Annotated in this window: 24 protein-coding genes; 14 read left to right on the plus strand and 10 right to left on the minus strand. The window is 73.1% G+C overall.

Features of this window, described 5'->3' with window-relative positions:
- Positions 1-18 precede the first annotated feature (18 nt).
- Entirely contained in the window at positions 19-918 is a 900-nt protein-coding gene (locus OHS58_RS26370) for an ROK family protein (protein ID WP_247063553.1), read from the minus strand.
- A gap of 193 nt (positions 919-1,111) precedes the next feature.
- Between OHS58_RS26370 and OHS58_RS26375 the strand changes: the two genes are divergently transcribed.
- The 3 genes from OHS58_RS26375 (at position 1,112) to OHS58_RS26385 (ending at position 2,810) form a co-directional block, all read left to right on the plus strand.
- On the plus strand, positions 1,112-1,321 hold the full coding sequence (locus tag OHS58_RS26375; RefSeq protein WP_247055886.1) for a CbtB domain-containing protein: 210 nt from the start codon (positions 1,112-1,114) through the stop codon (positions 1,319-1,321).
- 18 nt (positions 1,322-1,339) lie between these two features.
- A complete protein-coding gene (locus OHS58_RS26380; protein WP_328644343.1) occupies positions 1,340-2,110 on the plus strand; it encodes a CbtA family protein in 771 nt (256 codons plus the stop codon).
- A 64-nt stretch (positions 2,111-2,174) separates the two neighbouring features.
- Positions 2,175-2,810, plus strand: coding sequence for a DUF4190 domain-containing protein (locus OHS58_RS26385; RefSeq protein WP_328644344.1), 636 nt, complete (start codon positions 2,175-2,177; stop codon positions 2,808-2,810).
- 3 nt (positions 2,811-2,813) lie between these two features.
- On the opposite strand, the gene OHS58_RS26390 is transcribed toward OHS58_RS26385, so the two are convergent.
- Positions 2,814-4,295: a cobyric acid synthase gene (locus tag OHS58_RS26390; protein ID WP_328644345.1), complete on the minus strand. Its 1,482-nt coding sequence runs from the start codon at positions 4,293-4,295 to the stop codon at positions 2,814-2,816.
- A gap of 418 nt (positions 4,296-4,713) precedes the next feature.
- Entirely contained in the window at positions 4,714-5,667 is a 954-nt protein-coding gene (locus OHS58_RS26395) for a cobalamin biosynthesis protein (RefSeq protein WP_328644346.1), read from the minus strand.
- A gap of 36 nt (positions 5,668-5,703) precedes the next feature.
- Here OHS58_RS26395 and OHS58_RS26400 point away from each other — a divergent pair, with 36 nt between their 5' ends.
- The 5 genes from OHS58_RS26400 (at position 5,704) to OHS58_RS26420 (ending at position 9,258) form a co-directional block, all read left to right on the plus strand.
- Positions 5,704-6,306, plus strand: coding sequence for a bifunctional adenosylcobinamide kinase/adenosylcobinamide-phosphate guanylyltransferase (locus tag OHS58_RS26400; protein WP_247055896.1), 603 nt, complete (start codon positions 5,704-5,706; stop codon positions 6,304-6,306).
- A 22-nt stretch (positions 6,307-6,328) separates the two neighbouring features.
- Positions 6,329-7,342, plus strand: coding sequence for a nicotinate-nucleotide--dimethylbenzimidazole phosphoribosyltransferase (gene cobT / locus OHS58_RS26405; protein ID WP_328644347.1), 1,014 nt, complete (start codon positions 6,329-6,331; stop codon positions 7,340-7,342).
- A gap of 184 nt (positions 7,343-7,526) precedes the next feature.
- The gene (locus OHS58_RS26410; RefSeq protein ID WP_328649861.1) at positions 7,527-8,249 is read left to right on the plus strand and encodes an adenosylcobinamide-GDP ribazoletransferase; all 723 of its coding nucleotides are present in this window, start codon (positions 7,527-7,529) and stop codon (positions 8,247-8,249) included.
- A gap of 14 nt (positions 8,250-8,263) precedes the next feature.
- Positions 8,264-8,788 (plus strand): RNA polymerase sigma factor, encoded by a 525-nt coding sequence (locus tag OHS58_RS26415; RefSeq protein WP_328644348.1) that lies wholly within the window; start codon positions 8,264-8,266, stop codon positions 8,786-8,788.
- Positions 8,785-9,258 carry a hypothetical protein gene (locus tag OHS58_RS26420; RefSeq protein WP_326943638.1) on the plus strand — a complete coding sequence of 158 codons (474 nt, stop codon included), beginning with the start codon at positions 8,785-8,787 and terminating at the stop codon, positions 9,256-9,258. The genes OHS58_RS26415 and OHS58_RS26420 overlap by 4 nt, the downstream gene beginning before the upstream one ends.
- Here OHS58_RS26420 and cobC read toward each other — a convergent pair.
- Genes cobC through OHS58_RS26440 form a run of 4 tightly spaced genes read right to left on the minus strand, consistent with a single transcriptional unit; the run spans position 9,239 to position 14,157 of the window.
- On the minus strand, positions 9,239-10,255 hold the full coding sequence (cobC, locus tag OHS58_RS26425; protein WP_328644349.1) for an Rv2231c family pyridoxal phosphate-dependent protein CobC: 1,017 nt from the start codon (positions 10,253-10,255) through the stop codon (positions 9,239-9,241). The two genes, OHS58_RS26420 and cobC, sit on opposite strands and share 20 nt — an antisense overlap.
- Positions 10,248-11,585, minus strand: coding sequence for a cobyrinate a,c-diamide synthase (locus OHS58_RS26430; protein WP_328644350.1), 1,338 nt, complete (start codon positions 11,583-11,585; stop codon positions 10,248-10,250). Before OHS58_RS26430 ends, cobC begins: the two co-directional genes overlap by 8 nt.
- Positions 11,579-12,193 carry a cob(I)yrinic acid a,c-diamide adenosyltransferase gene (gene cobO, locus OHS58_RS26435; protein ID WP_326958938.1) on the minus strand — a complete coding sequence of 205 codons (615 nt, stop codon included), beginning with the start codon at positions 12,191-12,193 and terminating at the stop codon, positions 11,579-11,581. Before cobO ends, OHS58_RS26430 begins: the two co-directional genes overlap by 7 nt.
- Positions 12,193-14,157 carry a putative cobaltochelatase gene (locus OHS58_RS26440; RefSeq protein ID WP_328644351.1) on the minus strand — a complete coding sequence of 655 codons (1,965 nt, stop codon included), beginning with the start codon at positions 14,155-14,157 and terminating at the stop codon, positions 12,193-12,195. Before OHS58_RS26440 ends, cobO begins: the two co-directional genes overlap by 1 nt.
- Positions 14,158-14,233: 76 nt before the next feature.
- Here OHS58_RS26440 and cbiE point away from each other — a divergent pair, with 76 nt between their 5' ends.
- The 6 genes from cbiE to OHS58_RS26470 all read left to right on the plus strand — a co-directional run bounded on the left by cbiE (position 14,234) and on the right by OHS58_RS26470 (position 22,043).
- Positions 14,234-15,442: a precorrin-6y C5,15-methyltransferase (decarboxylating) subunit CbiE gene (cbiE, locus tag OHS58_RS26445; RefSeq protein ID WP_442875470.1), complete on the plus strand. Its 1,209-nt coding sequence runs from the start codon at positions 14,234-14,236 to the stop codon at positions 15,440-15,442.
- Between the two features lie 325 nt (positions 15,443-15,767).
- Positions 15,768-16,529: a precorrin-4 C(11)-methyltransferase gene (gene cobM / locus OHS58_RS26450; protein ID WP_328644352.1), complete on the plus strand. Its 762-nt coding sequence runs from the start codon at positions 15,768-15,770 to the stop codon at positions 16,527-16,529.
- Positions 16,526-17,551, plus strand: a complete 1,026-nt coding sequence (locus tag OHS58_RS26455; protein ID WP_328644353.1) for a Gfo/Idh/MocA family protein — start codon at positions 16,526-16,528, stop codon at positions 17,549-17,551. The genes cobM and OHS58_RS26455 overlap by 4 nt, the downstream gene beginning before the upstream one ends.
- The gene (locus OHS58_RS26460; RefSeq protein ID WP_328644354.1) at positions 17,548-18,273 is read left to right on the plus strand and encodes a cobalt-precorrin-6A reductase; all 726 of its coding nucleotides are present in this window, start codon (positions 17,548-17,550) and stop codon (positions 18,271-18,273) included. The genes OHS58_RS26455 and OHS58_RS26460 overlap by 4 nt, the downstream gene beginning before the upstream one ends.
- Positions 18,270-18,914 carry a 5,6-dimethylbenzimidazole synthase gene (gene bluB, locus OHS58_RS26465; protein WP_328644355.1) on the plus strand — a complete coding sequence of 215 codons (645 nt, stop codon included), beginning with the start codon at positions 18,270-18,272 and terminating at the stop codon, positions 18,912-18,914. Before OHS58_RS26460 ends, bluB begins: the two co-directional genes overlap by 4 nt.
- 33 nt (positions 18,915-18,947) lie before the next feature.
- Positions 18,948-22,043 carry an arabinosyltransferase domain-containing protein gene (locus OHS58_RS26470; RefSeq protein WP_326943647.1) on the plus strand — a complete coding sequence of 1,032 codons (3,096 nt, stop codon included), beginning with the start codon at positions 18,948-18,950 and terminating at the stop codon, positions 22,041-22,043.
- 60 nt (positions 22,044-22,103) lie between these two features.
- Here the strand turns inward: OHS58_RS26470 and OHS58_RS26475 are convergent, their stop codons facing one another.
- From OHS58_RS26475 to OHS58_RS26485, 3 genes are read right to left on the minus strand one after another with little or no spacing between them, the layout of a single operon-like run.
- Positions 22,104-23,591 (minus strand): precorrin-2 C(20)-methyltransferase, encoded by a 1,488-nt coding sequence (locus OHS58_RS26475; protein WP_328644356.1) that lies wholly within the window; start codon positions 23,589-23,591, stop codon positions 22,104-22,106.
- A complete protein-coding gene (locus OHS58_RS26480) occupies positions 23,588-24,211 on the minus strand; it encodes a precorrin-8X methylmutase (RefSeq protein WP_328644357.1) in 624 nt (207 codons plus the stop codon). The genes OHS58_RS26475 and OHS58_RS26480 overlap by 4 nt, the downstream gene beginning before the upstream one ends.
- Positions 24,208-25,281 carry a precorrin-3B synthase gene (locus tag OHS58_RS26485; protein ID WP_328644358.1) on the minus strand — a complete coding sequence of 358 codons (1,074 nt, stop codon included), beginning with the start codon at positions 25,279-25,281 and terminating at the stop codon, positions 24,208-24,210. Before OHS58_RS26485 ends, OHS58_RS26480 begins: the two co-directional genes overlap by 4 nt.

The raw sequence follows: 25,281 nt of genomic DNA on the forward strand, positions 1-25,281 counted from the left end.
AGAGACACAGCAGCTCCGTCAGTGCGCCGCCAGCCGGTCCAAGGCCAGCAGCCCCGCCCCCAGCCGTCCGGCCTCGTCGCCCAGCTTCGCGATCCGCAGTTCCGGCATCCGCTGGAAAGTCAGGTGCGACGCCAGCCAGTCGCGCACCGGCTCGAGCACGTAGTCCGCCGCCGTGAACAGCCCGCCGCCCAGGACGATCACCTCCGGGCCCAGCAGCGTCAGCAGCGTCCGGATGCCGTGGCCGAGGCCGTCCAGCGCGTCCTGGACCACCTCCACCGCGACCTCGTCGCCGTGGCGGGCCAGGTCGACGACCTCCCGCGCGCCGTCGGCGGGGCGGCCCGTGCGCTCGGTGTAGCGGCGGGCGATCGCCGCCGCCGAGGAGATCGCCTCCAGGCAGCCGGTCGCGCCGCAGCCGCACTTCAGCGAGTGGCCGACGTCGATGTGGCCGACCTCGCCCGCCTGCCCGCCCGCGCGGTGGATGCGGCCGTCGAGCAGCAGCGCGGCCGCGATCCCGGTGCCGACCGGGATGAACGCCGCGTTCCGCGCGCCCTGGCCGGCGCCGACGCGGAACTCGGCGATGCCGCCCGCGGTGACGTCGTGGCCGAACGCCACCGGCAGCCCCAGCCGGTCCTCCAGCAGCTCGCCGAAGTGGACCTCGCGCCAGTCGAGGTTGGCGGAGAAGTGGCAGATCCGGGTCTCCTCGTCGACGATCCCCGGCACCACCACGCCGACTGCGGCCGGTGTCACTGTGCCGGCCTGCCCGGCCAGCATGTCGACGATCTCCGCCACCTGCTCGGCCAGCGCCGTGCCGTCCGCGCTGCGCGCCGTCTCGGCCCGCAGCGTCGCCTTCGGCTGCAGCTGCTCGTCGAGCAGCGCCGCCTTGATCGTCGTACCGCCCACGTCGAGGGCCGCCACCATTCGAGTCACCGGCGCATTGTCACATTGACGGGCCCGGAAGTGCGGACCTACGCTCAACCGGCAAGACGACGGAATCCGGAACGCGGTGCAAGTCCGCGCGGTCGCGCCACTGTGACCCCCGCCAGGGGGAAGCCAGACCCGGACCGTCGTATGAACCCCGATGAGGCCGCGAAAGCCCGAGGAGGCCCCCACCATGTCGCAAGCGGCAGTCCCCGCCGTTCCGCTCCCGGTCCGGATCCCGATCCGTGAGATCGTCCCGTGGGCGGTGTTCGTGGTGCTCCTCGCCCTGATCGCGGTGTACTTCGTCAGCGCCGAGCAGGGCGCCACCTCGATCTTCGCGAACATGTACGTCCACGAGTTCGTGCACGACGGCCGGCACCTGCTGGCCTTCCCCTGCCACTGATCGGCGGCACGTACTCCCATGATGAAGTCCCTGCTGGTCCGCGGCATGCTCGCGGGCCTGATCGCCGGTGTGCTCGCGTTCGGTTTCGCCTACGCCTTCGGTGAGCCGCCGGTCGACACGTCCATCGGGCTCGAAGAGACCCTTTCCCACGATCATGCCCACGGAACGGACGCCGACGCCGGCGCCGGTCAGGCCGCCGAAGCGCCCGAAGAGGAGCTCGTCCCCCGCGACATCCAGAGCACCGTCGGGCTGCTGGCCGGTGTGCTGGTCTACGCCGTCGCGATCGGCGGGCTGCTTTCGCTCGCCTTCGCGTTCGTCCAGGGCCGCCTCGGCAGCCTCCGGCCGCGGGTGACGGCGTTGCTGCTCACCGGTGGCGCGTTCGCCGTGGTGTTCCTGATCCCGTTCCTCAAGTACCCGGCCAACCCGCCCGCGGTGGGCCAGCCGGGCACGATCGGCTCGCGCACCGAGCTGTACTTCGGGTTCGTCGCCGTCTCTCTGCTCGCGGGCATCGTCGCGACGGTGTTCGGCCGCAAGCTCGCGGACCGGTTCGGCGCGCTGAACGGCTTCCTCCTCGCCGCGGCGGGCTACCTCGTGGTGGTCGCCCTGGTGGCGTGGCTGATGCCGGTGGTCGACGAGGTCCCCGCGGCGTTCCCGGCGTCGACGCTCTGGCGTTTCCGAACGGCGTCGATCGGCACCCAGGCCACGCTCTGGCTCGCCCTGGGCCTGTCTTTCGGGGCCCTCGCGGAGAAGTCGCTGACCAAGAAGGCCCCGGCCGCCGCCATTTCGTGATCAAGAACAAAGCATCGCTCCTCTAGGATTTCCCCGCCGGGTCGGGGGACTCCGGAGGGGAATCTTGTTCGACGAAACACGCTCCACGCTGGCCGGCCACGACCAGACGACCGTCCGCGGGCTCGTTGATCCCGCCGGGACCGACGGGTTCGCGATCGCGTCGCTCGTCTGCGGGCTGCTCGGGCTCGTCCCGCTCGGCGTGGTGTTCGGCTGGCGCGCGCTCGTCCGGATCGGCGGCAGTGGCCGGTCCGGACGTGGGCTCGCGATCGCCGGGCTGACGCTCAGCGTGGTCTGGCTGGGCTTGGGCGTCAGCCTGATCACGACCGGGCCGAAACACGTCACGCAGGCGGCGCCCGGCCCGGACTACATCCAGGGCATGGCGATCGGCGACTGCCTGGACGCGGACGGCGAGCAAGTGGTCCGGGCCGCCTGCGACGTGCCGCACGACGAGCAGATCGCCGACCGGGTCGACGTCAGCGGCGGGTACCCGTCCTACCCGGGGCTCACGACGCTGCGAGAACTGGCGCAGCCGTTGTGCCGGATCGCGGGGGCGGCGTACTTCACCCACGGCACCCCGCCGCCCGGCCTGGAGTTCCTGGCGCACATCCCGACCGAGTCGTCCTGGAACGCCGGAGCCCGGGAGGCGACCTGCACCATCGGAAAGCCGGACGGCAAGCTCACCGGGCCGCTCCAGCCCTGACCGTCAGGGCGCTCCGGGCGGCACGAACGGCAGGCCCGCCGGCGCGCCCAGTTCCAGCAACGTCAGCAGCGCCGGCGTGTCCAGGTGCTCGCCGACGGCGTCCGCCAGCCGGTCCAGCATGTCCTCGCGCAGGTCGGCGAAGCCCGGCGCGTCCGGGGACGGCGTCCACAAAACGCCCGCCTGCGCTGCCGCCTCGGTGAGCCATGCGCGGCGGAAGGCGTCGTTCTCGAAGGCGCCGTGCCAGAGCGTGCCCCAGACGGCGCCGGCGCGGTGACCGTCCAGAAAGGACTCCAGGGGCGCGGACGCCGTCACCGAGCCGTGGTGGATCTCGTAGGCGTCCACGCGGGTGCCGCGCCACTCGCCCGACGGGCGGGCGAGCACCTTCGCCTCGGCGAACGTCACCCGGGCCGGCAGCAGGCCCAGGCCCGGTACCTCGCCGGCGCCGGACTCGACGTCGTCCACAATGGAGTCCGCGAGCATCTGGTAGCCGCCGCAGATGCCGAGGACCGGCTTCCCGGCCGCGGCACGGGCCGCCAGCGCCGTGTCGAGACCGCGGGCGCGCAGCCAGGCCAGGTCGTCGACCGTGGCGCGGGAACCGGGCAGCACGACCACGTCCGCCGCCGCGACCGTGTCCGGGTCGGCGGTCAGCGACACCGTGACGCCGGGTTCGGCGGCGAGGGCGTCGACGTCGGTGGCGTTGGACGCGCGCGGGAACCGGACGACGGCCACGCTCAAGCCGCCGCGATGGGCCTCCCGGCGCCAGCCGGCCGCGGCCAGGGCGTCCTCCGAGTCGATCCACACCCGGTGGAGCCAGGGCAGCACGCCCAGCACTGGCCGGCCGGTGACCTTCTCGAGGCTGTCCAGGCCCGGGCGCAGCAGCCCGACGTCACCGCGGAACTTGTTGACGACCCAGCCCGCGACCAGCGCCTGGTCCTCGGCCGAGAGCAGCGCGAGGGTGCCGAACATCGCGGCGAGCACGCCACCGCGATCGATGTCGCCGACGACGAGCACCGGCAGCCCGAACCGCCGCGCCAGCCCCAGGTTGACGTAGTCGCCACCGCGCAGGTTGATCTCGGCGGGGCTGCCCGCGCCTTCGCAAACGACGACGTCGTAGCGCGCGCTGAGGTGTTCGTAGGCGGCGAAGGCGATCTCGGCGAGCCCGGCGCGGCCGGTCGCGTACTCCCCCGCTTCGAGGGTCCCGAACGGCTTCCCGAGCGCGACGACGTGACTGCGCCGGTCACTCCCGGGCTTGAGCAGCACGGGATTCATCGCGGCCTCGGGCTCGACGCGCGCCGCCCGCGCCTGCAGCCACTGGGCACGTCCGATCTCGGCGCCGTCGGCGCAGACCATCGAGTTGTTGGACATGTTCTGGGCCTTGAAGGGTGCGACGCGCACCCCACGCCGGGCGAGCCACCGGCAGATCCCGGCGGTGACCAGGCTCTTCCCGGCATCGGACGTCGTCCCGGCGACGAGCAGGCCGCTCATAGGTGCTCCTTTCCACAGATCGCGCGGTAGCTACGGATTTGTCCGCAGCTCGCGCAGTACTCGCTGAGTTGTCCGCAGGTCGCGCACTAGTCGCGGAGTTGTCCGCAGGTCGCCCGGCACCCGCGGATTGTCCACAGATCGTGCACTACTCGCGGGAGTTGTCCGCTAATCGCCAGTATCCGCAGAGTTGCCCGTGGATCGCGTGACACCCGCGGAGTTGTCCACAGATCGCGCGGTACCCGCCGAGTTGTCCACAGATCGCCGAACGGGGCTTCGCCCCCACCACCGGCCGATAGACTGGACAGGGGCCGCCCCCCAGGGAGTGGTGGGGGCTGCCATCGCGAGCCCGAGGCCGATCCTGGACCTGACAGCCGCAGCCGCCGCTCGGCGACCGGCGCGGCCACGGCCGATCCCGGTGCTAATCGCGGCCACGGCCGATCCCGGCGCCGGCCACCACAGCCACGGTCAGCGCGGCCGCACCCACCAGCCGGGACAACCGCACCGCCCGCCGCAGGTCGACCGGCTCGGGATCGCGGCCTTCCCCCAGCCGCGCCCGGCGCTCGACCTCGCCGCCGTAGCTGTTCGTGCCGCCCAGCCGGATGCCCAGCGCTCCCGCGAAAGCCGCCTCCACCTGGCCCGCGTTGGGGCTCGGGTGGTGCCCGCCGTCACGGCGCCAGATCCGCCAGGCCGCGCGCGCCCGGCCGCCGACGAGGGGTGCACACGCGACCGTCAGCGCGGCTCCTAGGCGGGACGGGGCCAGGTTCACCAGGTCGTCGGCGCGGGCCGCGGCCCAGCCGAACTCCTGGTAGCGCGGTGACCGGTAGCCGACCATCGCGTCGAGTGTGTTGAGCGCGCGGTAGCCGAGCAGGCCCGGCAGCCCGGCGACGGCGCCCCAGAACAGCGGCGCGACCACGGCGTCCGACGTGTTCTCGGCGATCGACTCGGTCGCGGCGCGGGTCAGCTCGGCGGCGTCGAGCGTCGTCGCGTCGCGCGCGCAGAGGTGCGAGAGCCGAATACGCGCCGAAGGCACTTCGCCCGCTTCGAGCAGCTTCGCCATCTCCGCGCCTTCGTCGGCGAGACCACGTCCGCCGAGCACCACCCACGTACAGACGGCAGTCGCCGCGAAGCGCGCGAAGGGACTTCGCCGCGTCGAGGCCTGAAGCGCGGCTCCGAGGCCGACAGCCGCGAAGGCACACAATCCCGCGTACGCGGCTCCGCGCGGCTTCGAGTCGGCCCACACGCGGCGTTCGAGAGCCGCCGCGGCGGTACCGAAGATCGCCACTGGATGCCCCCGACGGGGGTCGCCGAACAGGGTGTCGGCGACATATCCGGTAACGAGTCCGGCCGCGGTTGTCCCTAGACGGAGTGGCACGTGGCGCACGTTAGCGCGTGCACCACAATGCCCGGTATGACCAAGCTGACGCACCGGCTAGCCGGGTATCTCGAAAACCTGGCCCGCGCCCTCCGCCGGTACGGACGCGACGAAGGAAAGGTGCTCGTCCTCGGCGGGGTCCGCTCGGGGAAGTCGCGGCACGCCGAGCGGCTCGTCGCCCGCCACCCGCACCTCGTCTACGTCGCGCCCGGCCTGCTCCCGAGCGACGACGACCCCGAATGGGCCGCGCGGGTGGCCGCGCACCAGGCGCGGCGGCCGTCGAACTGGAAGACCGTCGAGACCACGGACCTCGCGGGCACGCTCAGGAAGGCGACCGAGCCGCTCCTCATCGACTGCCTCGGCACCTGGCTCTCGCGGGTGCTCGACGAGGTCGGCGCGTGGGAGCAGGAGCGGGGCTGGGAGCACCGGCTCGACGATCGGCTCGAGGACTTCCTGGCCGCGTGGGCCGCGGCGCGGGTGCCGGTGGTCGCGGTCAGCAACGAGGTCGGCAGCGGTGTGGTGCCCGCAACGTCGTCCGGACGGCTGTTCCGTGATGTGCTGGGCGCACTCAACAACCGGGTGTCCGCCGACGCCGACCGGGTCCAGCTGGTCGTCGCGGGGCGGGTGCTCGACCTGTAGGACCCGTACCCCGGAGGCGCTCGTGTTCGACGTACCCGTGCCTGATGCCACCGCCCGCGCCGCCGCGCAGGAGCGGCTCGACGGCCTGGTCAAGCCGCTCGGCTCGCTGGGCAGGCTCGAGGAGATCGCCGCCTGGCTGGCCGCGGCGCACGGCAGCGTGCCGCCGCGCCCCCTGGACGACGTCCGCGTCGTCGTCTTCGCGGGCGACCACGGCGTGTCCGCGCTGTCGGCGTACCCGCGCGAGGTGACCGCGGCGATGGTGCGGGTGTTCCTGGCCGGCAAGAGCGGGGTGAACGTGCTGGCCGCGCAGGTCGGCGCGCGGGTCCGGGTCGCCGACCTCGGCGTCGATTGGGACGGTTCGGACGTCCCGGCGGACGTGACGGCCCACAAGATCCGCCGCGGCTCGGGCTCGATCGACGTCGAAGACGCCCTGGAGCCGGGCGAAGCGCGAGCGGCTTTCGAGGCGGGCCGCGCGATCGCGGACGAAGAGCGCGAAGCGGACGTGCTCATCCCGGGCGACATGGGCATCGGCAACACGGCGATGTGCGCGGCCCTGGTCGCGGCATCGCTGGGGTTGCCGGCGTCCGAGGTGGTCGGCACCGGAACCGGCGTCGACGCGGACGGCTTGGAGCGCAAGACAGCGGCGGTCTCGGCGGCTTTGACGCGGACCGCCGGCCGGATGGATGACCCGTTCGAGCGGCTGACGGCCCTGGGCAGCGCCTGCGTCGCGGCGACGGCGGGCTTCCTGGTCCAAGCGGCGGCCCGCGGCATCCCGGTGGTCCTGGACGGCGTGTTCTCGGGCGCGGCGGCCCTGGTGGCGCGGGACATCGCGCCGGGGGCGGAGCAGTGGTGGCTGGCCGGGCACCGCTCGACGGAACCGTCGCAGGCGTTCGCGCTGAAGGCGCTGGGCTTGGAACCGATCCTGGACTTCGGGCTACGCCTGGGCGAAGGCAGCGGCGCGGTGCAGGCGATCCCGACGCTGCGCGCGGCCCGCGCGATCATCGCGGACATGGGCCTGCTGGCGGACTTGGCGTGAACGCAGCCCCCACCACTCCCTGGGGGGCGTCCCCTGTCCAGTCTATCGGCGGGTGGCCGGTCACAAGCCCCGTTCGGCGATCTGTGGACAACTCCGCCGGCTCCGACGCGGCTGTGGACAACTCCACCGGCCGCGGCCGGACCGCGGGCGAGCCGACGTGAGCCGCTGGGGTGATGCCGCGCGGATGGCCGTCGGGACGCTGACCACCGTGCCCGTCCCGGCGCCGCGTGTCATCGACCGGCGCGTGGCCGGCGGCGCCATGGTGCTCGCGCCGCTGGCCGCCGTCCCGCTGGCCGCGGCCGCCGGGCTGATCGTGTGGGCCGGGCACGCGCTCCCCTCGATCGCCGTCGCGGCGCTCGCGCTCGGGGCGGTCGCGCTCGGCAGCCGTGGCCTGCACCTGGACGGGCTCGCCGACACCGCCGACGGCCTCGGTGCCTCCTACGACCGCGCCAAGGCCCTCGACGTCATGCGCCGCGGCGACTCCGGGCCGACCGGGGTCGCGACGCTCGTCTTCGTGCTGCTCGTCCAGGTCGGCGCGCTGGCCGGGGCGATCGCGGCGGACCACGGCGTCGCCGCCTGCGCCGCGATCCTGATCGGCCGCTGCACGCTGTCGATGTCCTGCGCGAAAGGCGTCCCGTCGGCCCGACCGGAGGGCTTGGGCTCGACGGTCGCGGGCTCGGTGCCGCGGTCGGCGGCGGCAGCCTTGGCCGCAGCAGCGGCCGCCGGCACCGCGTTCCTCCCCGGCTTGCCGTGGTGGCGCGGACCGCTGGCCGTCCTGCTGGCCTACGCCGTCACCGCGGCACTCCTCCGGCGCTGCACCACCCGGCTCGGCGGCGTCACCGGCGACGTCCTCGGCGCGGGCGTCGAAGCCGGGGTCGCGGCCGCGTTGCTCGCGCTGTCAACCTGAGGCCTCCGCCCGGCGTGTACCAGGTAAACGCCGAGGAGGACGCCCTGAGCACCGACATCGCCGTGGACCTGGCGGAACTCTTCCGTGCCCACCGCCCCGGCCTCGTCCGGCTCGCCGTGCTGCTGCTCGGCGACCGCGGGCTCGCCGAGGACGTCGTGCAGGACGCCTTCGTCGCGCTCTTCAAACGGTGGCCTCTCGACGACCCCGCCGGTGCCGGCGGCTACCTGCGCGTTTCCGTCGTCAACGGCGCCCGCTCCGCCCAGCGGCGCGCGGCCCTGCGGCTGCGGCACCGCAAAGCCGAGCAGGCCGATCGCGACGACGGTCCGCCCGCCGACGCCGAAGCCCTGCTCGACGAGGAACACCGCGAGGTCATCGCCGCCGTGCGGCAACTGCCGCGACGGCAGCGGGAAGTGCTCGTGCTGCGGTACTGGTCCGGCCTCTCCGAAGCCGAGATCGCCGACACGCTCGGCGTCTCCCGCGGCACGGTCAAGACCTGCGCCTCCCGCGCGCTCGCGAAACTGGAAGGACAGCTCCGATGACCGACGTCGAAACGCGGCTGCGCGCCGCCTTCGCAGCCCTCGCCGACCACGTCGACGTCCGGGAAACCGCACCGGCACCGCGACGGCGGGTGCTCGTCCCGGCCCTGGTCGCGGCCGTCACGATCCTGGTCGCCGGCGGGATCATCCTCGCGAGCCGCCCGGCACCGGCGCCCGTGCCGGTCGTCCCGGCGGTGCCGCTGCCCCGCCAGACCCACGGCTTCCTGCCGAACTTCGCGCTGCTCACCCACTGCGGCGTCGACGAGACGCGCAGCGGCCTGACCTACTTCGAGGCGGAAACGCCGCTGTACGGCCCGAACGGCGGAGCGCCGGCGGGCTGGGGCAACCCTTACCAGGAGGGCACGATGTTCTTCACCGATTCCGGGGACATGATCTTCCGCGACGACCAGGGCCACGAGGTGCGGTTCCTGGTCCGGCGGGGCGCGACGGCGTTCAAGCACCTCTGCGAATAGCCGTCAGGAACGCGTCCGTCGTTTCACGATCCCGCACCGCCAGGCGCAGGTGATCCGGCCCCAGTCCGGGGAACGTGTCGCCGCGGCGGACCGCGTAGCCCGCTTCACGCAGCCGCAGGCGGACGTCGGCGCCGCCGGGGACGCGGATCAGCACGAACGGGCCGCGCGGCTCGCCGAGCACGCGAACGCCCACCGCGGTCAGGCCCGACACCAGGTACTCGCGGTCCGATTCCGCCGCCACCGCAAGCTTTTCGGCTTCCTCCACAGCGGACGGACGGCAGCACGCCACCGTCGCCACACCGGCCAAAGTGGACACCGACCACGGGACCTGGACCGCACGCAGCCGCTCGATCACGGAAGGTTCGGCGAGCACATAACCCGCCCGTAGCCCGGCCAGGCCCCACGTCTTCGTCAGGCTGCGCAGCACAACGACGCCAGGAACGCCGTGAGCTAGGCTCTCGACCTCCCCGGGAACAGCGTCCAGAAAGGCCTCGTCGACGACCAGCAGCCGCCCGGGCCGGGCCAACGCACGCAGCGAAGACGCCGGGTGCAGCACCGACGTCGGGTTCGTCGGGTTGCCGACGAACACCAGATCCGCGTCGCCAGGCACCGCGGCCGGGTCCAGCACGAATCCGTCCACTTCGGACAGGATCACACGCGAAACCTGGTGCCCCGCCGCTCGCAGCGCCGCCTCCGGCTCGGTGAACTGCGGGTGCACGACCACCGCGCGCCGCGGCCGCAGCGCCGACGCCAGGAGGGTGAACGCCTCCGCGGCACCGGCAGTGACCAGCACGTCCGCAGGAGAACGGCCGTGTCGCGCCGCCACGGCAGCAGTTGCTTCAACGGCAGAGGGATAAGCCGCGAGAGTGTCCAAAGCGGACGCCAGTTCGGCCCGCAGCCACGCCGGCGGCCGCGGCAGCCGGACGTTCACCGCGAGATCCACCAGCCCCGGCCCGACTTCGCGGTCGCCGTGGTGGTGCAGGTCGTACTCACCCATGGGCGAAGGCCCGGACGTGGCCGGCGAACCGCTGCGCCAGCTCGGGATACCCGGCCCAGTGGACGTGCAGGTAGGACGCGTGCAGCGTCGGCGACGCGAAGCCGTCCAGCTGCCGATCCCAGCCCCAGGCCGCCGACGCGCCGTGCGACGGCGTGACCTCGGTGCGGTGGAACTCGTGCCCGGTGACGCGCTGCCCGGCCGCGGCCAGCACGTTGTCCCCGAGGGCGACCGCGCGCCGGTAACCGAGCTTGCCCCGCGCGGTCATCTTGGCGTCCGCCGGCACCGCGCCGACCATCGGCACGCCGTCCAGCGACTGGCACAGGTACAGCAGCCCGGCGCATTCCGCGCTGACCGGCATCCCGCGGTCGACCGCCTTCGCCACCTCAGCGCGCAACGCCGTGTTCGCCGACAGCTCGGCCGCGTGCACCTCAGGGAACCCGCCGCCGAAGTACAACCCGGCGCACCCGTCGGGCAACGTCTTGTCCCGCAACGGATCGACGTCCACGACGTCGATCCCGCACGCCGCGAGCAGCTCGATGTTCTCGGTGTAGCGGAAGGTGAACGCCGGCCCGCCCGCGGCGGCGACCGTCGCACGTGGACCGTCCACACCGGACGGTGTCCACATCGGAGCCGAAAGCCGGGACGCCCCCGAAGCGATCCGGACGATCGCTTCCAGGTCGACGCCGTCGGTGACCCACGCGGCGAGCGAAGGCAGCACGCGCTCGGCTTCCGCGGACCGTTCCGCGGCGGGCACCAGGCCGAGGTGCCGGCTCGGCGCGTGGATCTCTTCGTTGCGGTACAACGCACCCAGCAGCGGGACGCCGGTCGCTTCCAGCGCGGACGCGATCTCGTCGAGGTGCCGTTGCGAGCCCAGCTTGTTCAGGATGACGCCGGCGAGCCGCACCCGCGTGTCGTAGGAAGCGAACCCCAGCACCGTCGCCGCGACGCTGCGCGAAGCCGCCGACGCGTCCACCACCAGGACCACCGGCGCGTCGATCAGCCGGGCGACGTGCGCGGTCGAGGCGTAACCCTCGGTGCCCAGCGCGCCGTCGAACAGGCCCATCACGCCCTCGATCACGGCGATGTCCGCGCCCGTGGAACCGTAGCGCAGCAACGGGATCAGCGTGTCCTCACCCTGCAGGAACGGGTCGAGGTTGCGGGCCGGCCGGCCAGTCGCCAGCGCGTGGTAGCTCGGGTCGATGAAGTCCGGGCCGACCTTGTGCCCCGACACCCGGTGCCCGGCCGTGCGCAGGGCCGCCATCAGGCCGGCGGCGATGGTGGTCTTGCCGTGCCCGGAGCCGGGCGCGGCGATGACCACGCGCGCTACCACTCGATCCCCCGCTGGCCCTTCTGGCCGGCGTCCATCGGGTGCTTGACCTTGGTCATCTCGGTGACGAGGTCGGCGGCGTCGATCAGTTCCGGCGGCGCGTACCGGCCGGTGATGACGACGTGCTGGTGCCCCGGCCGGTCGACCAAAGTGGACACTACGTCGTCGACTTCGAGCCAGCCCCACTTGAGCAGGTAGGAGAACTCGTCGAGGACGTAGAAGTCGTGCGTCTCGGCGGCGAGCCGCCGCTTGATCTCCGCCCAGCCTTCACGGGCGTTCGACGCGTGGTCCTCGTCGGTGCCGGACTTGCGCGCCCAGCTCCAGCCCTCACCCATCTTGTGCCACTCGACCGGCCCGCCCTCGCCGGTGTCGTCGTGCAGCTTGCCCAGCGCGCGGAACGCGGCTTCCTCGCCGACGCGCCACTTCGCCGACTTGACGAACTGGAACACGCCGATCGACCAGCCCTGGTTCCAGGCGCGCAGGGCCATCCCGAAGGCCGCGGTCGACTTGCCCTTCATCTCGCCGGTGTGCACGGCGAGCAGCGGCCGGTTGCGGCGCTGGCGGGTGGTCAGCCCGTCCTTCGGGACGACTTCCGGTTTCCCCTGCGGCATCAGGCGGCCCGCCCCGCGGTGCGCGCGCGGACGGCGTCGGCGAGCGACTCCGCGGCGACGTCGGACAGCGGCACGTGCTCGCCGCCCAGGCGGACGGCCAGATCCGCGGCGAGACCGAGCCGCATCTTGCCGCTCTCGCAGTCCATCACCACGGCCGTGACGCCGGTGAGCAGCCCGGCCGCGGCCTGGGCGCGCGCGACGGCGTTCGCGCCGCTGGTGGCGCGGCCGTCGGTGACGACGACCAGCAGCGGACGGCGTCGCGGATCGCGGATCTCTTCGACGCGCAGCACGCGCGCGGCTTCCAGGAGGCCTTCGGCCAGTGGCGTCCGGCCACCGGTCGGCAGGCCTTCGAGGCGGGACGCGGCCGCGTCGACGCTGATCGTCGGCGGCAGCGCGAGTTCCGCGCTGTCACCGCGAAAAGTGACGAGCCCGACCTTGTCGCGGCGCTGGTAGGCGTCGAGCAGCAGCGACAGCACCGCGGACTTGACCTCGCGCATGCGGGCCTTCGCGCCCATCGAGCCCGACGCGTCGACACAGAACAGGACGAGGTTGCCCTCGCGGCCTTCGCGCAGCGCGAACCGCAGGTCCTGGCGCCGCATCTTCAGCCCGGCACCCTCGCGGCCGCGGGCTTTCTGGTGCGGCGCCGCGGCTTTGACGGTCGCGACCAGGTGCGGCCGCCCGTCCCGGACGCTCGGGGGCTGGACGCCGATGGTGCGTCCGCTGTCGGTGATCGCGCGCGACCGGCGGCCGCGCTCGCCCTCGCCCATGCCCTTGACGCGGAACACGCGGGCCTTGAACGTCTCGCCGGCGCCGACGGTCTTCTGCTGCCCGCCCTGCTGCTGGGGCTGGCCCTGCGGCGCGTCTCCTCCCTGAGGAACGTCCGGCGGAACGTCTTGCGGCGCGTCCTCCGGCGTCGAACCGCTGCCCGGGCCGTCGTCCTCGGGGCCGGGTTCCGGCGGCTGGGCGTCCTGAAGGGCCTGCTCCAGCTGCTCCTCCGAGATCCCGGGCGCGTCGAACGGGTTGCGGCGGCGCCGGTGCGGCAGCGCGAGCCGCGCGGCGACGCGGACGTCTTCGGTGGTCACCTCGTCGCGGCCGGCCCAGGCGGCGTGCGCGACCGCGGCGCGCGCGGTGACGATGTCCGCGCGCATGCCGTCGACCTCGAACGACGCGCAGATCTCGGCGATCTGCCGCAGCGCGTCGTCGGGCAGCTTGACCGCGGGCAGAAGCCGTTGCGCCGACTCGATCTCCTCGGCGAGGCGGGTGTCTTCGTCGGTGTACCCGGCGGCGAAGGCGTCGGGATCGGCTTCGTAGGCCAGGCGACGGCGGACGACCTCGACGCGCTGCTCGGGATCGCGGCTGGAGGCGACCTCGACGGTCAGGCCGAACCGGTCCAGCAGCTGCGGGCGCAGCTCGCCTTCCTCGGGGTTCATGGTGCCGATCAGCACGAACCGCGCCGCGTGCGACACGGAGACGCCCTCGCGCTCGACGGTCGCGCGGCCCATCGCGGCGGCGTCGAGCAGCGTGTCGACGAGGTGGTCGTGCAGCAGGTTGACCTCATCGACGTACAGCAGCCCGCGGTGCGCGGCGGCGAGCAGGCCGGGCTGGTAGTCCGTGACGCCCTCGGCGAGCGCACGTTCCAGGTTCAGCGAGCCGACGACCCGGTCCTCGGCCGCGCCGACGGGCAGCTCGACCAGCCGCGCCGGGCGCCGGTGGCTGCTCGCGCCGTCGTGCGGGCCGTCCGGGCAGACCGGGTCGGGAGCCGCGGGATCACACGAAAAGCGGCAGCCGTCGACGACGTCCACGCCGGGCAGCAGGCCCGCGAGCGCGCGGACCATGGTCGACTTCGCGGTGCCCTTCTCACCCCGCACCAGCACCCCGCCCACGGCGGGCGAGATCGAGGACAGGATCAGCGCCAGGCGCAGGTCCGGCATCCCGACGACGGCGGTGAACGGGTACGGCTTCAACAGCACTCCTTCAGCGGCGGAGGTCGGCGACCGGCCGATCATCGCACAGCGCCCGCCTCGCTTAGGGTGGGAAATCGTGCGCGAAAAATCACGTCGACCTGCAACGGGACCCGGGGATTCCGACGACGTCCCACCGCGGAGCCCACGACGCCTGACGGTGGTCGGGATCGGCGCCGACGGCTGGCCCGGGCTCTCGGAACAAGCCCAGGCCCTGGTCCTCGGCGCCGACGTCGTCATCGGCGCGCCGCGGCAGCTGGGGTACTTGCCCGCGGAGGTGCCGGCGGTGCCGTGGCCTTCGCCGTTGCTGCCCGGCCTGGACGCGCTGCTCGCCGAGCACGACGGCCACCGCGTGTGCGTCCTGGCCAGCGGAGATCCGTTTTTGTCGGGGGTGGGTTCTACTCTGGTGGCTCATGGATACGAGGTCGAGGCGCTGCCCGCGCTCTCGTCGGTGACACTGGCCCGGGCCCGGCTGGGCTGGTCCGCCGAGGAGACCGAGGTGGTGACCCTCGTCGGCCGATCGTCGGCGCGCGCGGCCCGGGTGCTCGCGCCGCGCCGGCGGGTGCTCGTCCTGGGCGCCGACGCGGCGGCTCTGCGCTCCCTGCTCACCGTGCGGGGTTATGGCGAGAGCGAGCTGTTCGCGCTGGAGAACCTGGGCGGGCCCGAAGAGCGCATCTCCGACGGCTGGACCGGCGATCCCGGTCCGCTGACGGTGTTCGCGCTGGAGTGCACCGGCCCGGCGCTGCCCCTGATCGGCATCCCGGACGACGTGTACGCCCACGACGGCCAGCTGACGAAGCGCGACCTGCGGGTCTCGGCGCTGGCCCGCCTCGCCCCGAGCCCCGGCGACCTGCTGTGGGACGTCGGGGCGGGCGCGGGCAGCGTCGGCATCGAATGGTCGCGGATGCACGCGATGAACCGCTCGATCGCGATCGAGCGTGATCCCGAACGCGCCGAGCGGATCGGCCGCAACGCGGTCGACCTGGGAGTACCGGAACTGGAGGTGGTGACCGGAGAAGCACCCGACGCGCTGAGCGCGCTGCCCGCGCCGGACGCCGTCTTCATCGGAGGCGGCGTCACGGTGCCGGGTGTACTGGACGCGTGCCTGACCACGGGCGCGCGAGTGGTGGCGCACGGAGTCACCCTGGAGGCCGAGCAGGTCCTGGCCCGGGCGTACGAGCAGCACGGTGGTGAGCTGCTGCGGATCGCGGTCGAGCGGGCTGCCCCGCTGGGCGGGTTCACCGGCTGGACGCCGGCGCGGACCGTGACGCAGTGGAGCAGCCGATGACCGGCCGTGCCACGGCGGCAGCCGCGGCCGTGGCCCGCACCCGCGGCGCACGGCGAACGTCTGGCCACGCCACCGCGGCCCGTGCCCACGGCGCATGGCAACCGACCGGCCACGCCGTCGCGACCCGCAGCCGCGGGCGACGGCAACCGACCGGCCAAGCCATCTCGGTCCGTGCCCACGGCGCACTGCGACCGTCCGGCCGCGGCGCCTCGGTCCGTGCCCACAGCGCATGGCGACCGTCGGGCCACGCCGCCTCGGTCCGCACCTGCGGCGCACGGCGACCGTCCGGCCACGCCACCGCGGCCCGCACTCTGGAGAGCAGCCGATGACCGTGTACTTCGTCGGTGCCGGGCCCGGGGCCGCGGACCTGATCACCGTGCGCGGGCGTGACCTGCTGGCTCGCTGCGGCGGCTGCCTCTACCCCGGCAGCATGACGCCCACCGACCTGCTCGCGTACTGCCCGCCGTCCGCGGAGCTGGTGGACACGGCGAACCTCAGCCTGGCGGAGATCGTCGAGAAGCTGGTCCAAGGGCACCGGGCCGGGCACGATGTCGTCCGGTTGTGCTCCGGCGACCCGTCGCTCTACAGCGCCGTCGCCGAGCAAGCACGGCGCCTCGACGCCGCCGGCGTGCCGTACGAGATCGTGCCCGGCGTGCCCGCCTTCGCCGCGTCGGCTGCGGTGCTCGGGCGGGAGCTGACCGTGCCGGAGGTCGGGCAGAGCCTGATCATCACACGCGTGCAGGCCCGCTCGACCGCGATGCCGCCGGGCGAGACGCTGGCCGCGTTCGCCGCCACCGGGGCGACCCTCGCGCTGCACCTGGCGATCAACCACGTCGAACGGGTCACCGGCGAACTCGCCCCGCACTACGGCGCCGACTGCCCGGTCGCCGTCGTGGCGCTCGCGAGCCAGCCCGGCGAAACCGTCGTGCGCGGGGTGCTCGGCGAACTCCCGCAGCTGGTCCGCGCGGCCGGGATGACGCGGGCGGCGACCATCTTCGTCGGCCGGGTGCTCGCCGCGGCCGGGTTTCCGGACAGCTTCCTCTATTCCAGTGCCCGCGACCGGGCGAACCAACCGGAGTCGTTGTGACGCACCTGCGCTGGGGCCTGCTGGCCGCCGGGACCATCGCCGCCGAGTTCGCCGCGGGCGTCGACGAGAGCAAGCACGGCGTGCTGACCGCCGTCGCCGCGCGGTCCGCCGACCGGGCGCGCGAGTTCGCGACGCGCTTCGAGATCCCGAAGGCCTACGGCAGCTACCAAGACCTCCTCGCCGACCCGGAGGTCGACGCGGTGTACGTCTCGACGCCGCACCCGATGCACCGGGAATGGGCGATCGCGGCGGCCGAAGCGGGCAAGCACGTGCTGTGCGAGAAACCCCTGACCGTCACCGCCGCCGACGCCGAGGACGTCATCGCCGCGGCCCGCAGGCAGGACGTCTTCCTGATGGAGGCGTTCATGTACCGGCTGCACCCGCAGACGCGGCGGCTGGCCGAGCTGATCTCGTCCGGCGCGATCGGTGAGGTGCGCGCGGTCGACGTCACCTTCAGCTACGCCAGCGAAGACGGTGAAGGCGGCGAGGTGGCCCGGCTCGGCGACCTCGCGCTCGGCGGCGGCGGGATCCTCGACGTCGGCTGCTACTGCACGTCGCTGGCGCGGCTGGTCGCGCAGGCGGCGCTCGGCGTCGACGTCGTGGAGCCGGAAGAGGTGACGGGGATGGCGAAGCTGTCCGCGACCGGCGTCGACGAGTACGCGACCGGCCTCCTACGGCTGCCCGGCGACATCCTCGCGCGGCTCTCGTGCGGGTTCCGGCTCGCGCAGGAGGACGGCATCCACGTCTACGGCAGCCGAGGACAGCTGCACGTGCCGCGGCCGGCGTGGATCCACGCGCTGCGCAAGCCCGTGACGTCGCAGATCGTCCTCACCCCGCTCAGCGGAGAACCCCAGTTCATCGAGATCGAAGCGAGTCAGGGGCTCTTCGCACGCGAAGCGGATCACGTCGCCGCGCACGTCGGTGACCGGCAGGCGCCCGAGCTGACCTGGGCGGAGACGCTGGCCAACATGCGGACGCTCGACCGCTGGCGGGAAGCCGTCGGCTACGGACGTCCTTCGTGATCCTCATCCTCGGCGGGACAGGCGAAGCGCGGAAGCTCGCTTCGGACCTGACAGACCGCGGAGTGCGCGTCGTGTCTTCCCTGGCGGGACGCGTCGCGCGGCCACGGCTCCCGGTCGGCGAAGTGCGCGTAGGCGGCTTCGGCGGCGCGGAGGGTCTCGCGGTCTGGCTGCGCGAGAACGACGTACGCGCTGTCGTGGACGCGACGCACCCCTTCGCCGAGCGCATCGGTGCCAACGCGGCGAAGGCGGCCGAACTCACGAAGATCCCGCTGCTGCGGCTCGCCCGGCCCGGCTGGGAAGCCGGTGAAAACGACGTCTGGCACTGGGCGGACGACCTCCCCGACGCCGCCAGGAAACTCCCTGAACTGGGGAAACGCGTCTTCCTCACCAGCGGCCGCCAAGGACTGCCCGCCTTCGCACACCTCGACGACCTCTGGTTCCTGATCCGCTGCGTCGACCCGCCCGAACCGCCGCTGCCCCGGCACCACGAACTGCTCCTCGCGCGCGGACCGTACGAAGTGGACAGCGAGCGCGAACTGCTCGCCCGCCACAGTGTTGACGTCCTCGTCACGAAGGATTCCGGTGGCGACCTGACCAGTGCCAAACTCACAGCCGCCCGCGAGCTTGGCGTGCCCGTGCTGCTGGTCCGGCGACCGCCGAGGCCGGTGACCGAGACCGCCGAGACCGGGCCCGAGGCCGTCGAATGGGTGCTGAACCGATGATCGAAGAGTTCTACGAAGTCCTGCGCAAGCGCCGCGACGTCCGCGGCGAGTTCACCGGCGAGCCGATCCCCGAGGCGACGCTGATGCGGATCCTCGAAGCCGCGCACTCCGCGCCCAGCGTCGGGCTCAGCCAGCCGTGGGACTTCGTGCTGGTCGACGACCACGCGACCCGCGAGCGGTTCGCGAAGCACGTCCACGAGGAGCGGGACGTCTTCGCCGGACAGCTCAGCGAAGGGCGCGCCGGCACCTTCGCGAACATCAAGGTCGAGGGCATCCTCGAGTCGAGCCTCGGCATCGTCGTCACCTACGACGCCGCGCGCGGCGCGCCCGACGTGCTCGGCCGGCACGCCATCGCCGACGCCGGCCTGTACTCGGTCTGTCTGGCCATCCAGAACCTCTGGCTGGCCGCGACCGCCGAAGGTCTCGGCGTCGGCTGGGTGAGCTTCTACCGCGAGCCGTTCCTGCGCGAACTGCTCGGCATCCCGGACGGCGTGCGGCCCGTCGCGTGGCTGTGCACCGGCCCGGTCAGCCGGCTCGAAACCGTGCCCGACCTGGAACGCCACGGGTGGCGCAGCCGCCGTCCCCTGGCCGGGGCGATACACCACGGGCGGTTCACGCCGCGTGACCCGGGGTCTGGGTGAACCGCCTCGGTCTGACCCGTTAGCGTTGCGCCGATGCGTCTGATTGCCGTAGCGCTGGGGTTGCTCTCGGCCCTGTGCGCGCTGGCTTTCCCCTTCCTGCCGGTGGTGCAGGACACGGCGGAGGTCGTCTGGCCGACCGGCAGCGACACCCGCTCCGTCAACGCGCCCTTGACCGGGTATTGGGCCCAGGACCTGCGCGCCGAGCTGCCGTGCGCGGCCGTCCGTTCGGTCGACGCCCGCACGAACGGCCCCGGCCTCCTGTTCGCCACCGTGCCCGACGGCCGCACCGACCCGAAGTCCGGCAAGGGCGTCGGGATGCAGCTGCGCGTCGACAACGGGGTGCTGATCGCCTCCAGCCAGGGCCAGCAGATCGCCCAGCAACCGCTGCCGGCCGAGAAGTGCGACGTCGAGCTGGACGTCGACGCGAAGCAGATGACCTTGGCCGTCGCCGGGACGCCGGTGTTCCACGCCGACGGCGACGTCCGCCCGCGCGTGGTCGGCATCTACTCCTCGATCAACTCGAGCAAGGACCCGATCGCCGGGCTGCACGTCTCGGTCGTGCCGGACACGCGGTACCAGACGTCGCCGACCGCGCTGAAGATCACCGTCGGCGTGCTGGCCGTGCTGTCGCTGATCGGCTGCATGATCGCGGTCTGGCGCCGCGACTCGGGCTTCGCCCGCCGCGCCCCGCGCTGGGCGCCGGTCGGCTGGTGGCGGCTGACGATGCGGGACGCCACGGTGATCGCCGCGCTCGGCGCGTGGGTCTTCATCGGGCCCGTGACCTCGGACGACGGCTACATCCTGACCATGGCCCGGGTCACCGAGCAGACCGGGTTCCTGACGAACTACCACCGCTGGTTCGGCGTCGCCGAGGCGCCGTTCGGCTGGTTCTACCACGTGTTCGAGCTGATGGCGCACGTCAGCGTGGTGCCGCCGTGGATCCGGCTGCCGTCGTTCCTGCTCGGCGTGCTGTGCTGGCTGCTGATCAGCCGCGAGGTCATGCCGCGCCTGGGCGCCCAGGTCCGCACCAGCCGCCCGGCCAGCTGGGCCGCGGCGACGGTGTTCCTGGTCTGGTGGATGCCCTACAACAACGGCGTCCGGCCCGAACCGGTCGCCGCGCTCGGCTCGCTGCTGGCGATCTGCGCCGTCGAACGCACCCTGGTGACGCGGCGGCTGCTGCCGCTGTGCCTCGGCCTGACCGCGGCCGGGTTCACCCTGGCCGCGACGCCGACCGGGCTGATCGCGGTGGCGCCGTACCTGGTCGCCGCGCGTCCGCTGTTCAAGCTGATCCGCCAGCGCGCCAACGAGAACGGCTGGCTGCCGGTGCTCGCGCCGGTCGCCGCGGCGGGGCTGCTGGTGCTGGTCGTGGTGTTCGCCGACCAGACGTTCGCGACGGTCCAGGAGGCGACCCGGATCCGCACCCAGGTCGGCCCGAACCTGTCGTGGTTCCAGGAGCTCGCGCGCTACCAGCTGCTGTTCGCCGACCTGCCGGACGGCTCGGCGCCACGCCGGTTCCCGGTGCTGCTGATCGTGCTGTGCACCGCCACCTGCCTGGTGATGCTGCTGCGCCGCGGCCGCATCCAGGGCGCGTCGCTCGGCCCCGCGCGCCGCCTGATCGGCACGACGGCGCTGTTCTTCCTGCTCCTGGCCCTGACGCCGACGAAGTGGACCCACCACTTCGGCGCGTTCGCGGCGGTCGGAGCGTCGATGGCGGCGTTGACGGCGCTCGCGACCAGTTCGACCGTGCTGCGGTCCAAACGCAACCGCGCCGCGTTCCTGGCCGGGCTGCTGGTCGTCGGCGCGCTGGCCGCGACCGGGCCGAACACGTACTGGTTCGTCTCGCGCCTCGGCGTCCAGTGGACGAACGTGGCGCCGTCGATCGGCGGCATCCCGCTGTCCACGATCCTGCTGGTGGCGGCCGCGATCGCGGGGATATACGCGTTCGTCGAAAACGTCCGCGCGCACCGGCCCACCGCCGCGCCACCGGTGCAGGAGGGCCGGTTGCGCGCGCTGCGGCTCGGCTCGCTGTCGCTGGTGGTGGTCTGCGGCCTGGTGGCGGGCGGCGAGTTCGTCACGATGGCGTGGGCGATCCACAACCAGGCCGGCAGCTACAGCCTGGGCGCGGCGAACGTCGGGCACCTGTTCGGCAAGAGCTGCAACCTCTCCGACCACGTCATGGTGGAGCGCGACGCGGCGACGAGCATCCTGCACCCGCAGTCCGAGCAGCGGACGGTCCCCGACGAGACCAAGCCGCCGGAGAACTCGCCGCTGCCCAACCCCGACCGCGACAACGGCCGCGTCCAGACCGGCTTCCACACCCGCTCGGTCGACGACAAGGACCCCCTGGCGGAGCCGCCGCACGGGTTCACGCCGGAGAACGTGCCGATGTGGTCGAGCTACCTCGACCCCGAGACGCGCGCGGGCCGCCTGCGCAGCGACTGGTACGCGCTGACGGAGAAACCCGCGGACGGCCAGGTCGTGGTGGCGACGGCGGGCGCGTCCCGCCGGCCGACGTCGGTCAGCCTCGACTACGGCGTCAACACCCCCGAGGGCGTGAAGATCCTGCGCAGCCAGTTCGTGCTCCCGCCGGGCGGGGGCACGGGTGGCTGGAACGACACCCGCATCAACCTGCGCGACCTCCCGCAGGAGACGAACGCGCTGCGCATCAACATCGTCGACAACGACCTCACGGAGGACGGCTGGATCGCGGCGTCGGCCCCGCGCGTCCCGACGTTCACGACGTTGACGGACAAGATCGGCTCGAAGCCGGTGTACATCGACTGGCCGGCGTCGTTCGTGTACCCGTGCGCCCAGCCGGTGATGTCCCACGACGGGATCTCGCAGGTCCCGGAGTACCGCATCACGGCGGGCGGCCTGGCGGACGAGGCGGAGTGGGCGTCCTCGACCAACGGCGGCCCGATCGGCTGGCTCGAGGAGCTGGCCGAAGAGCCGGAGGTCCCCAGCTACCTGATCGGCCAGCCGAGCCAGTCGTGGGGCCAGCTGCTGCAGATCGAGCCGTTCACCGAAGGCATCGCCCCGACGGTGATCCACGGCGAGAAAACCGTCCCCGGCTGGTGGTCCCCGGGCCCAGGCCCGAGCCAGCCGAACGGCAAGGACCCCACCCGCTGACGTTGTCCGTGAATGCCACATCGAGGGACACTAGGTCTCTCAATGTGGCATTCACGGACTTCAGTAGCTGCGCGGCGTCCAGACGATGCCGTTCTCCGCTCGGGTGCGGGAGGAGCCGACGATCAGCAGGCAGCGCATGTCCACAGTGGACGGATTCAGGTCACCCAGCGTCGTGATGCGGACGTCTTCCTCCGGACCGCCGACGTCGCGGGCCACCACCACCGGAGTCGACGGCGAGCGGTGCCGCAGCAAGACAGAGCGGGCGTCCGCGAGCTGGGTCGTCCGGGTGCGCGAAGCCGGGTTGTACAGCGCCAGCACCAGATCCGCCGCACCCGCCGCGTCCAAGCGCTTCTCGATGATCTCCCACGGCTTCAACCGATCCGACAGCGAGAGCACGCAGTAGTCGTGCCCCAGCGGCGCGCCGACCCGGGACGCCGCCGCCTGGGCCGCCGTCACGCCCGGGACGATCCGGACCCGGACGCCCGCGCCGTGGCCCGAAGACACCTGCTCCAGCACCGCCGACGCCATCGCGAACACCCCCGGGTCACCCGAGGAAACCACGGCCACGCGCGCGCCGGAAGCGGCCAACGACAACGCCTCGACCGCCCGGTCCGCCTCGACCCGGTTGCCGGAAGCGTGCCGCTGCTGCCCGGCCTTCTGCGGCACCCGCGCGACGTACGGGCCGTACCCGACGATGTGTTCCGCCGCCTCCAGCTCGGCCAAGGCCTCCGGCGTCAGCCACTCCGGACCGGCGGGACCCAGACCGACCACGACGACCTCACCGGCGGCCGTCGAAGGAACCGGCGAAACCGCAGGAGCCTGCCGAGACGCGTAAGCCGGCGAAGGCAGCAACGCCAGCGAGAAGTACGGCACCGTCGAAGGATCGACGTCCGCCAACGGCGAAATCCGCTGCTCCCCCCACGTCGCGCGCTCGATGTAGAACGCGTCGTCGAGCTTCCCGGCCTCCGCCAGCGCCTCCCGCACCGAACCGAACGTGCGTCCCAGCTTCACCACCGCCGCCGCGTCGGTGTCCGCGAGACGCCGGGCCAGTTCCGGCGCGGGCAGCGTGCCCGGCAGGATCGTCAGGACCTCGTCGCGCTGGACCAGCGGGCGGCCGAGCACCGACGACGCCGCGCTCACCGACGTCACCCCCGGCACGACCACAGCGGCGAACCGGCCGGAAAGCCGTTCGTGCATGTACATGTACGAGCCGTAGAAGAACGGGTCGCCTTCGCAGAGCACGACGACGTCGCGGCCCGCGTCCAGGTGCTCGGCGAGCCGCTTCGCGCTCAGCTCGTAGAAGTCCGCGATCGCGCCTTCGTAGCCGCCGGGATGGTCCGTGGTCTCGGTCGTGACCGGGTAGACGAGCTTCTCCTCGATCTGTCCCTCACGCAAGTACGGCTCGGCCACCGACCGCGCGATGCTCCGGCCGTGCCGCGCGCTGTGGTAGGCGATCACCGCGGCTTCCGAGATCAGCCGCGCGGCCTTGACCGTCATGAGTTCCGGGTCGCCGGGACCGAGCCCGACGCCGTACAGCGTGCCGGTCATTCTTCGGTGCTCGCCAACGCGTTGATCGCGGCGACGGCCATCGCGCTGCCGCCACGCCGTCCGTGCACCACCAGGTACGGCGCGGGTGCCCGCTTCGCCAGCTCCACTTTGGACTCCGCCGCGCCGACGAACCCGACCGGCACGCCGATGATCGCCGCGGGCGCGCCGACGCCTTCGTCCAGGATCTCCAGCAGGCGGAACAGCGCGGTCGGCGCGTTGCCGATCGCCACGACCGAACCCGGCAGCCTGTCGCGCCACAGTTCCAGCGCCGCGGCCGAGCGCGTCGTACCCATCCGCTCGGCGAGGCCGGGCACGCTGGGGTCCGACAGCGTGCAGACGACTTCGTTGCCCGCGGGGAGGCGACGCCGGGTGACGCCGCTGGCGATCATCTGCGCGTCGCACAGGATCGGCGCGCCCGCCTCCAGCGCGGCGCGGCCGGACTCGACGACGTCGAGGGTGTACCGCACGTCGTCGACCAGATCGACCATGCCGCAGGCGTGGATCATCCGGACCGCCAGGCCGGCCACGTCGTCGGGCAGGATCGCCAGGTCCGCTTCCTCGCGGATCGTGGCGAACGAGTGCCGGTAGATTTCGGCACCGTCCCGCAGGTAGTCGATCACAGCGTTCCTTTCAGCTCTTCGAACGGCACCCACCGGCCGTCGACCCGGTAGCCGCCCGCTTCGGCGACAACGTCCACAGTGGACTGCGACGGCTTCCCGCACCGCCGCTCACAACCCGAGAAGTGCGCGCGCAGCCCGGGCCGGAACACGGCGTCGGCGCGGACGTCGGCGCGCGACTTCGCGCAGCCCGGACGGCCGATGCACGCGCTCGTGCCCAGCGGCTCGCCGCCGAAGCCGAGCCGTTCGAAGACGTCGGCGGGCGCGTCCGGCAGCACCACGGACTTCCACGGCGTGACCAGTGCCTGCCCGCAGGAAGCCAGCGCGCGGGCCTGCGCGGCCGACAGCTGCCCGAACCGCGGGACCACCCCCGCGGCGGACGCGGAGAGCATCCCGACCGGGACCTGGACGTCGACCCGCGGCACCGGCGGCACCGGCGCCCCGCGCCACGCCGGGTCGTCGAGCTCGGCGACGCGCCAGGCGGATCCGCGCACCCGGAGGAACTCCAGCGCGACGTCGATCAGCGTCGAGACGGCGTCAGCGCGAGTCACCCGACGCCCGGTGTCGCCGCCCGCGAGCAGCAGGGTTCCTTCGGAGGGGCCGGTCGCGCGCCAGCAGACGTCGGCGCCTTCGCCGGCGACGTCACCGCGTCCGTCGTCGAACGCGAAGAGGAACCGCCCGGGCAGCGACGCCAGCTCCGGCGTCGCGCACAGGACGGCGTCGAGCGCGGCCGCCAGCCCGCGGACGTCGGCGAGCCCGCCGGTCAGGCCGCTCAGCGGCGAGGCCAGGACGTTCCGGACCCGCTCGTGCGACGGCGACGGCAGCAGGCCCGCGTCGGCCAGCCGGCCCGCGAGGCCGGGCCGGGTCACCCCGCGCAGCTGGACGTTGCCGCGCGAGGTGAGGTGGAGGTCGCCGTCGCCGCACGCTTCGGCGCAGTCGGCCAGCGCCCGCAGCTGCACGGCGGAAACCGCACCCCCGGGCAGCCGGACCCGCGCCAACGGGCCGTCCGCGGCGTCGTGGGTGGCGAAAACACCGGGGCACGCGTCGGCTCGCACACGCGCGGGGGTCGGCAT

Origin of the sequence: Amycolatopsis sp. NBC_00348, assembly GCF_036114655.1 — a bacterium.
In the GTDB taxonomy this organism is placed as follows: domain Bacteria; phylum Actinomycetota; class Actinomycetes; order Mycobacteriales; family Pseudonocardiaceae; genus Amycolatopsis.

Coding starts and splice junctions, on each gene's coding strand:
- OHS58_RS26370 (WP_247063553.1), bottom strand. CDS start 918: ATGGTGGCGGCCCTCGACGTGGGCGGTACGACGATCAAGGCGGCGCTG.
- OHS58_RS26375 (WP_247055886.1), top strand. CDS start 1,112: ATGTCGCAAGCGGCAGTCCCCGCCGTTCCGCTCCCGGTCCGGATCCCG.
- OHS58_RS26380 (WP_328644343.1), top strand. CDS start 1,340: ATGATGAAGTCCCTGCTGGTCCGCGGCATGCTCGCGGGCCTGATCGCC.
- OHS58_RS26390 (WP_328644345.1), bottom strand. CDS start 4,295: ATGAGCGGCCTGCTCGTCGCCGGGACGACGTCCGATGCCGGGAAGAGC.
- OHS58_RS26400 (WP_247055896.1), top strand. CDS start 5,704: ATGACCAAGCTGACGCACCGGCTAGCCGGGTATCTCGAAAACCTGGCC.
- OHS58_RS26410 (WP_328649861.1), top strand. CDS start 7,527: ATGGCCGTCGGGACGCTGACCACCGTGCCCGTCCCGGCGCCGCGTGTC.
- OHS58_RS26420 (WP_326943638.1), top strand. CDS start 8,785: ATGACCGACGTCGAAACGCGGCTGCGCGCCGCCTTCGCAGCCCTCGCC.
- cobC (WP_328644349.1), bottom strand. CDS start 10,255: ATGGGTGAGTACGACCTGCACCACCACGGCGACCGCGAAGTCGGGCCG.
- cobO (WP_326958938.1), bottom strand. CDS start 12,193: ATGCCGCAGGGGAAACCGGAAGTCGTCCCGAAGGACGGGCTGACCACC.
- cobM (WP_328644352.1), top strand. CDS start 15,768: ATGACCGTGTACTTCGTCGGTGCCGGGCCCGGGGCCGCGGACCTGATC.
- bluB (WP_328644355.1), top strand. CDS start 18,270: ATGATCGAAGAGTTCTACGAAGTCCTGCGCAAGCGCCGCGACGTCCGC.
- OHS58_RS26470 (WP_326943647.1), top strand. CDS start 18,948: ATGCGTCTGATTGCCGTAGCGCTGGGGTTGCTCTCGGCCCTGTGCGCG.
- OHS58_RS26475 (WP_328644356.1), bottom strand. CDS start 23,591: ATGACCGGCACGCTGTACGGCGTCGGGCTCGGTCCCGGCGACCCGGAA.
- OHS58_RS26485 (WP_328644358.1), bottom strand. CDS start 25,281: ATGCCGACCCCCGCGCGTGTGCGAGCCGACGCGTGCCCCGGTGTTTTC.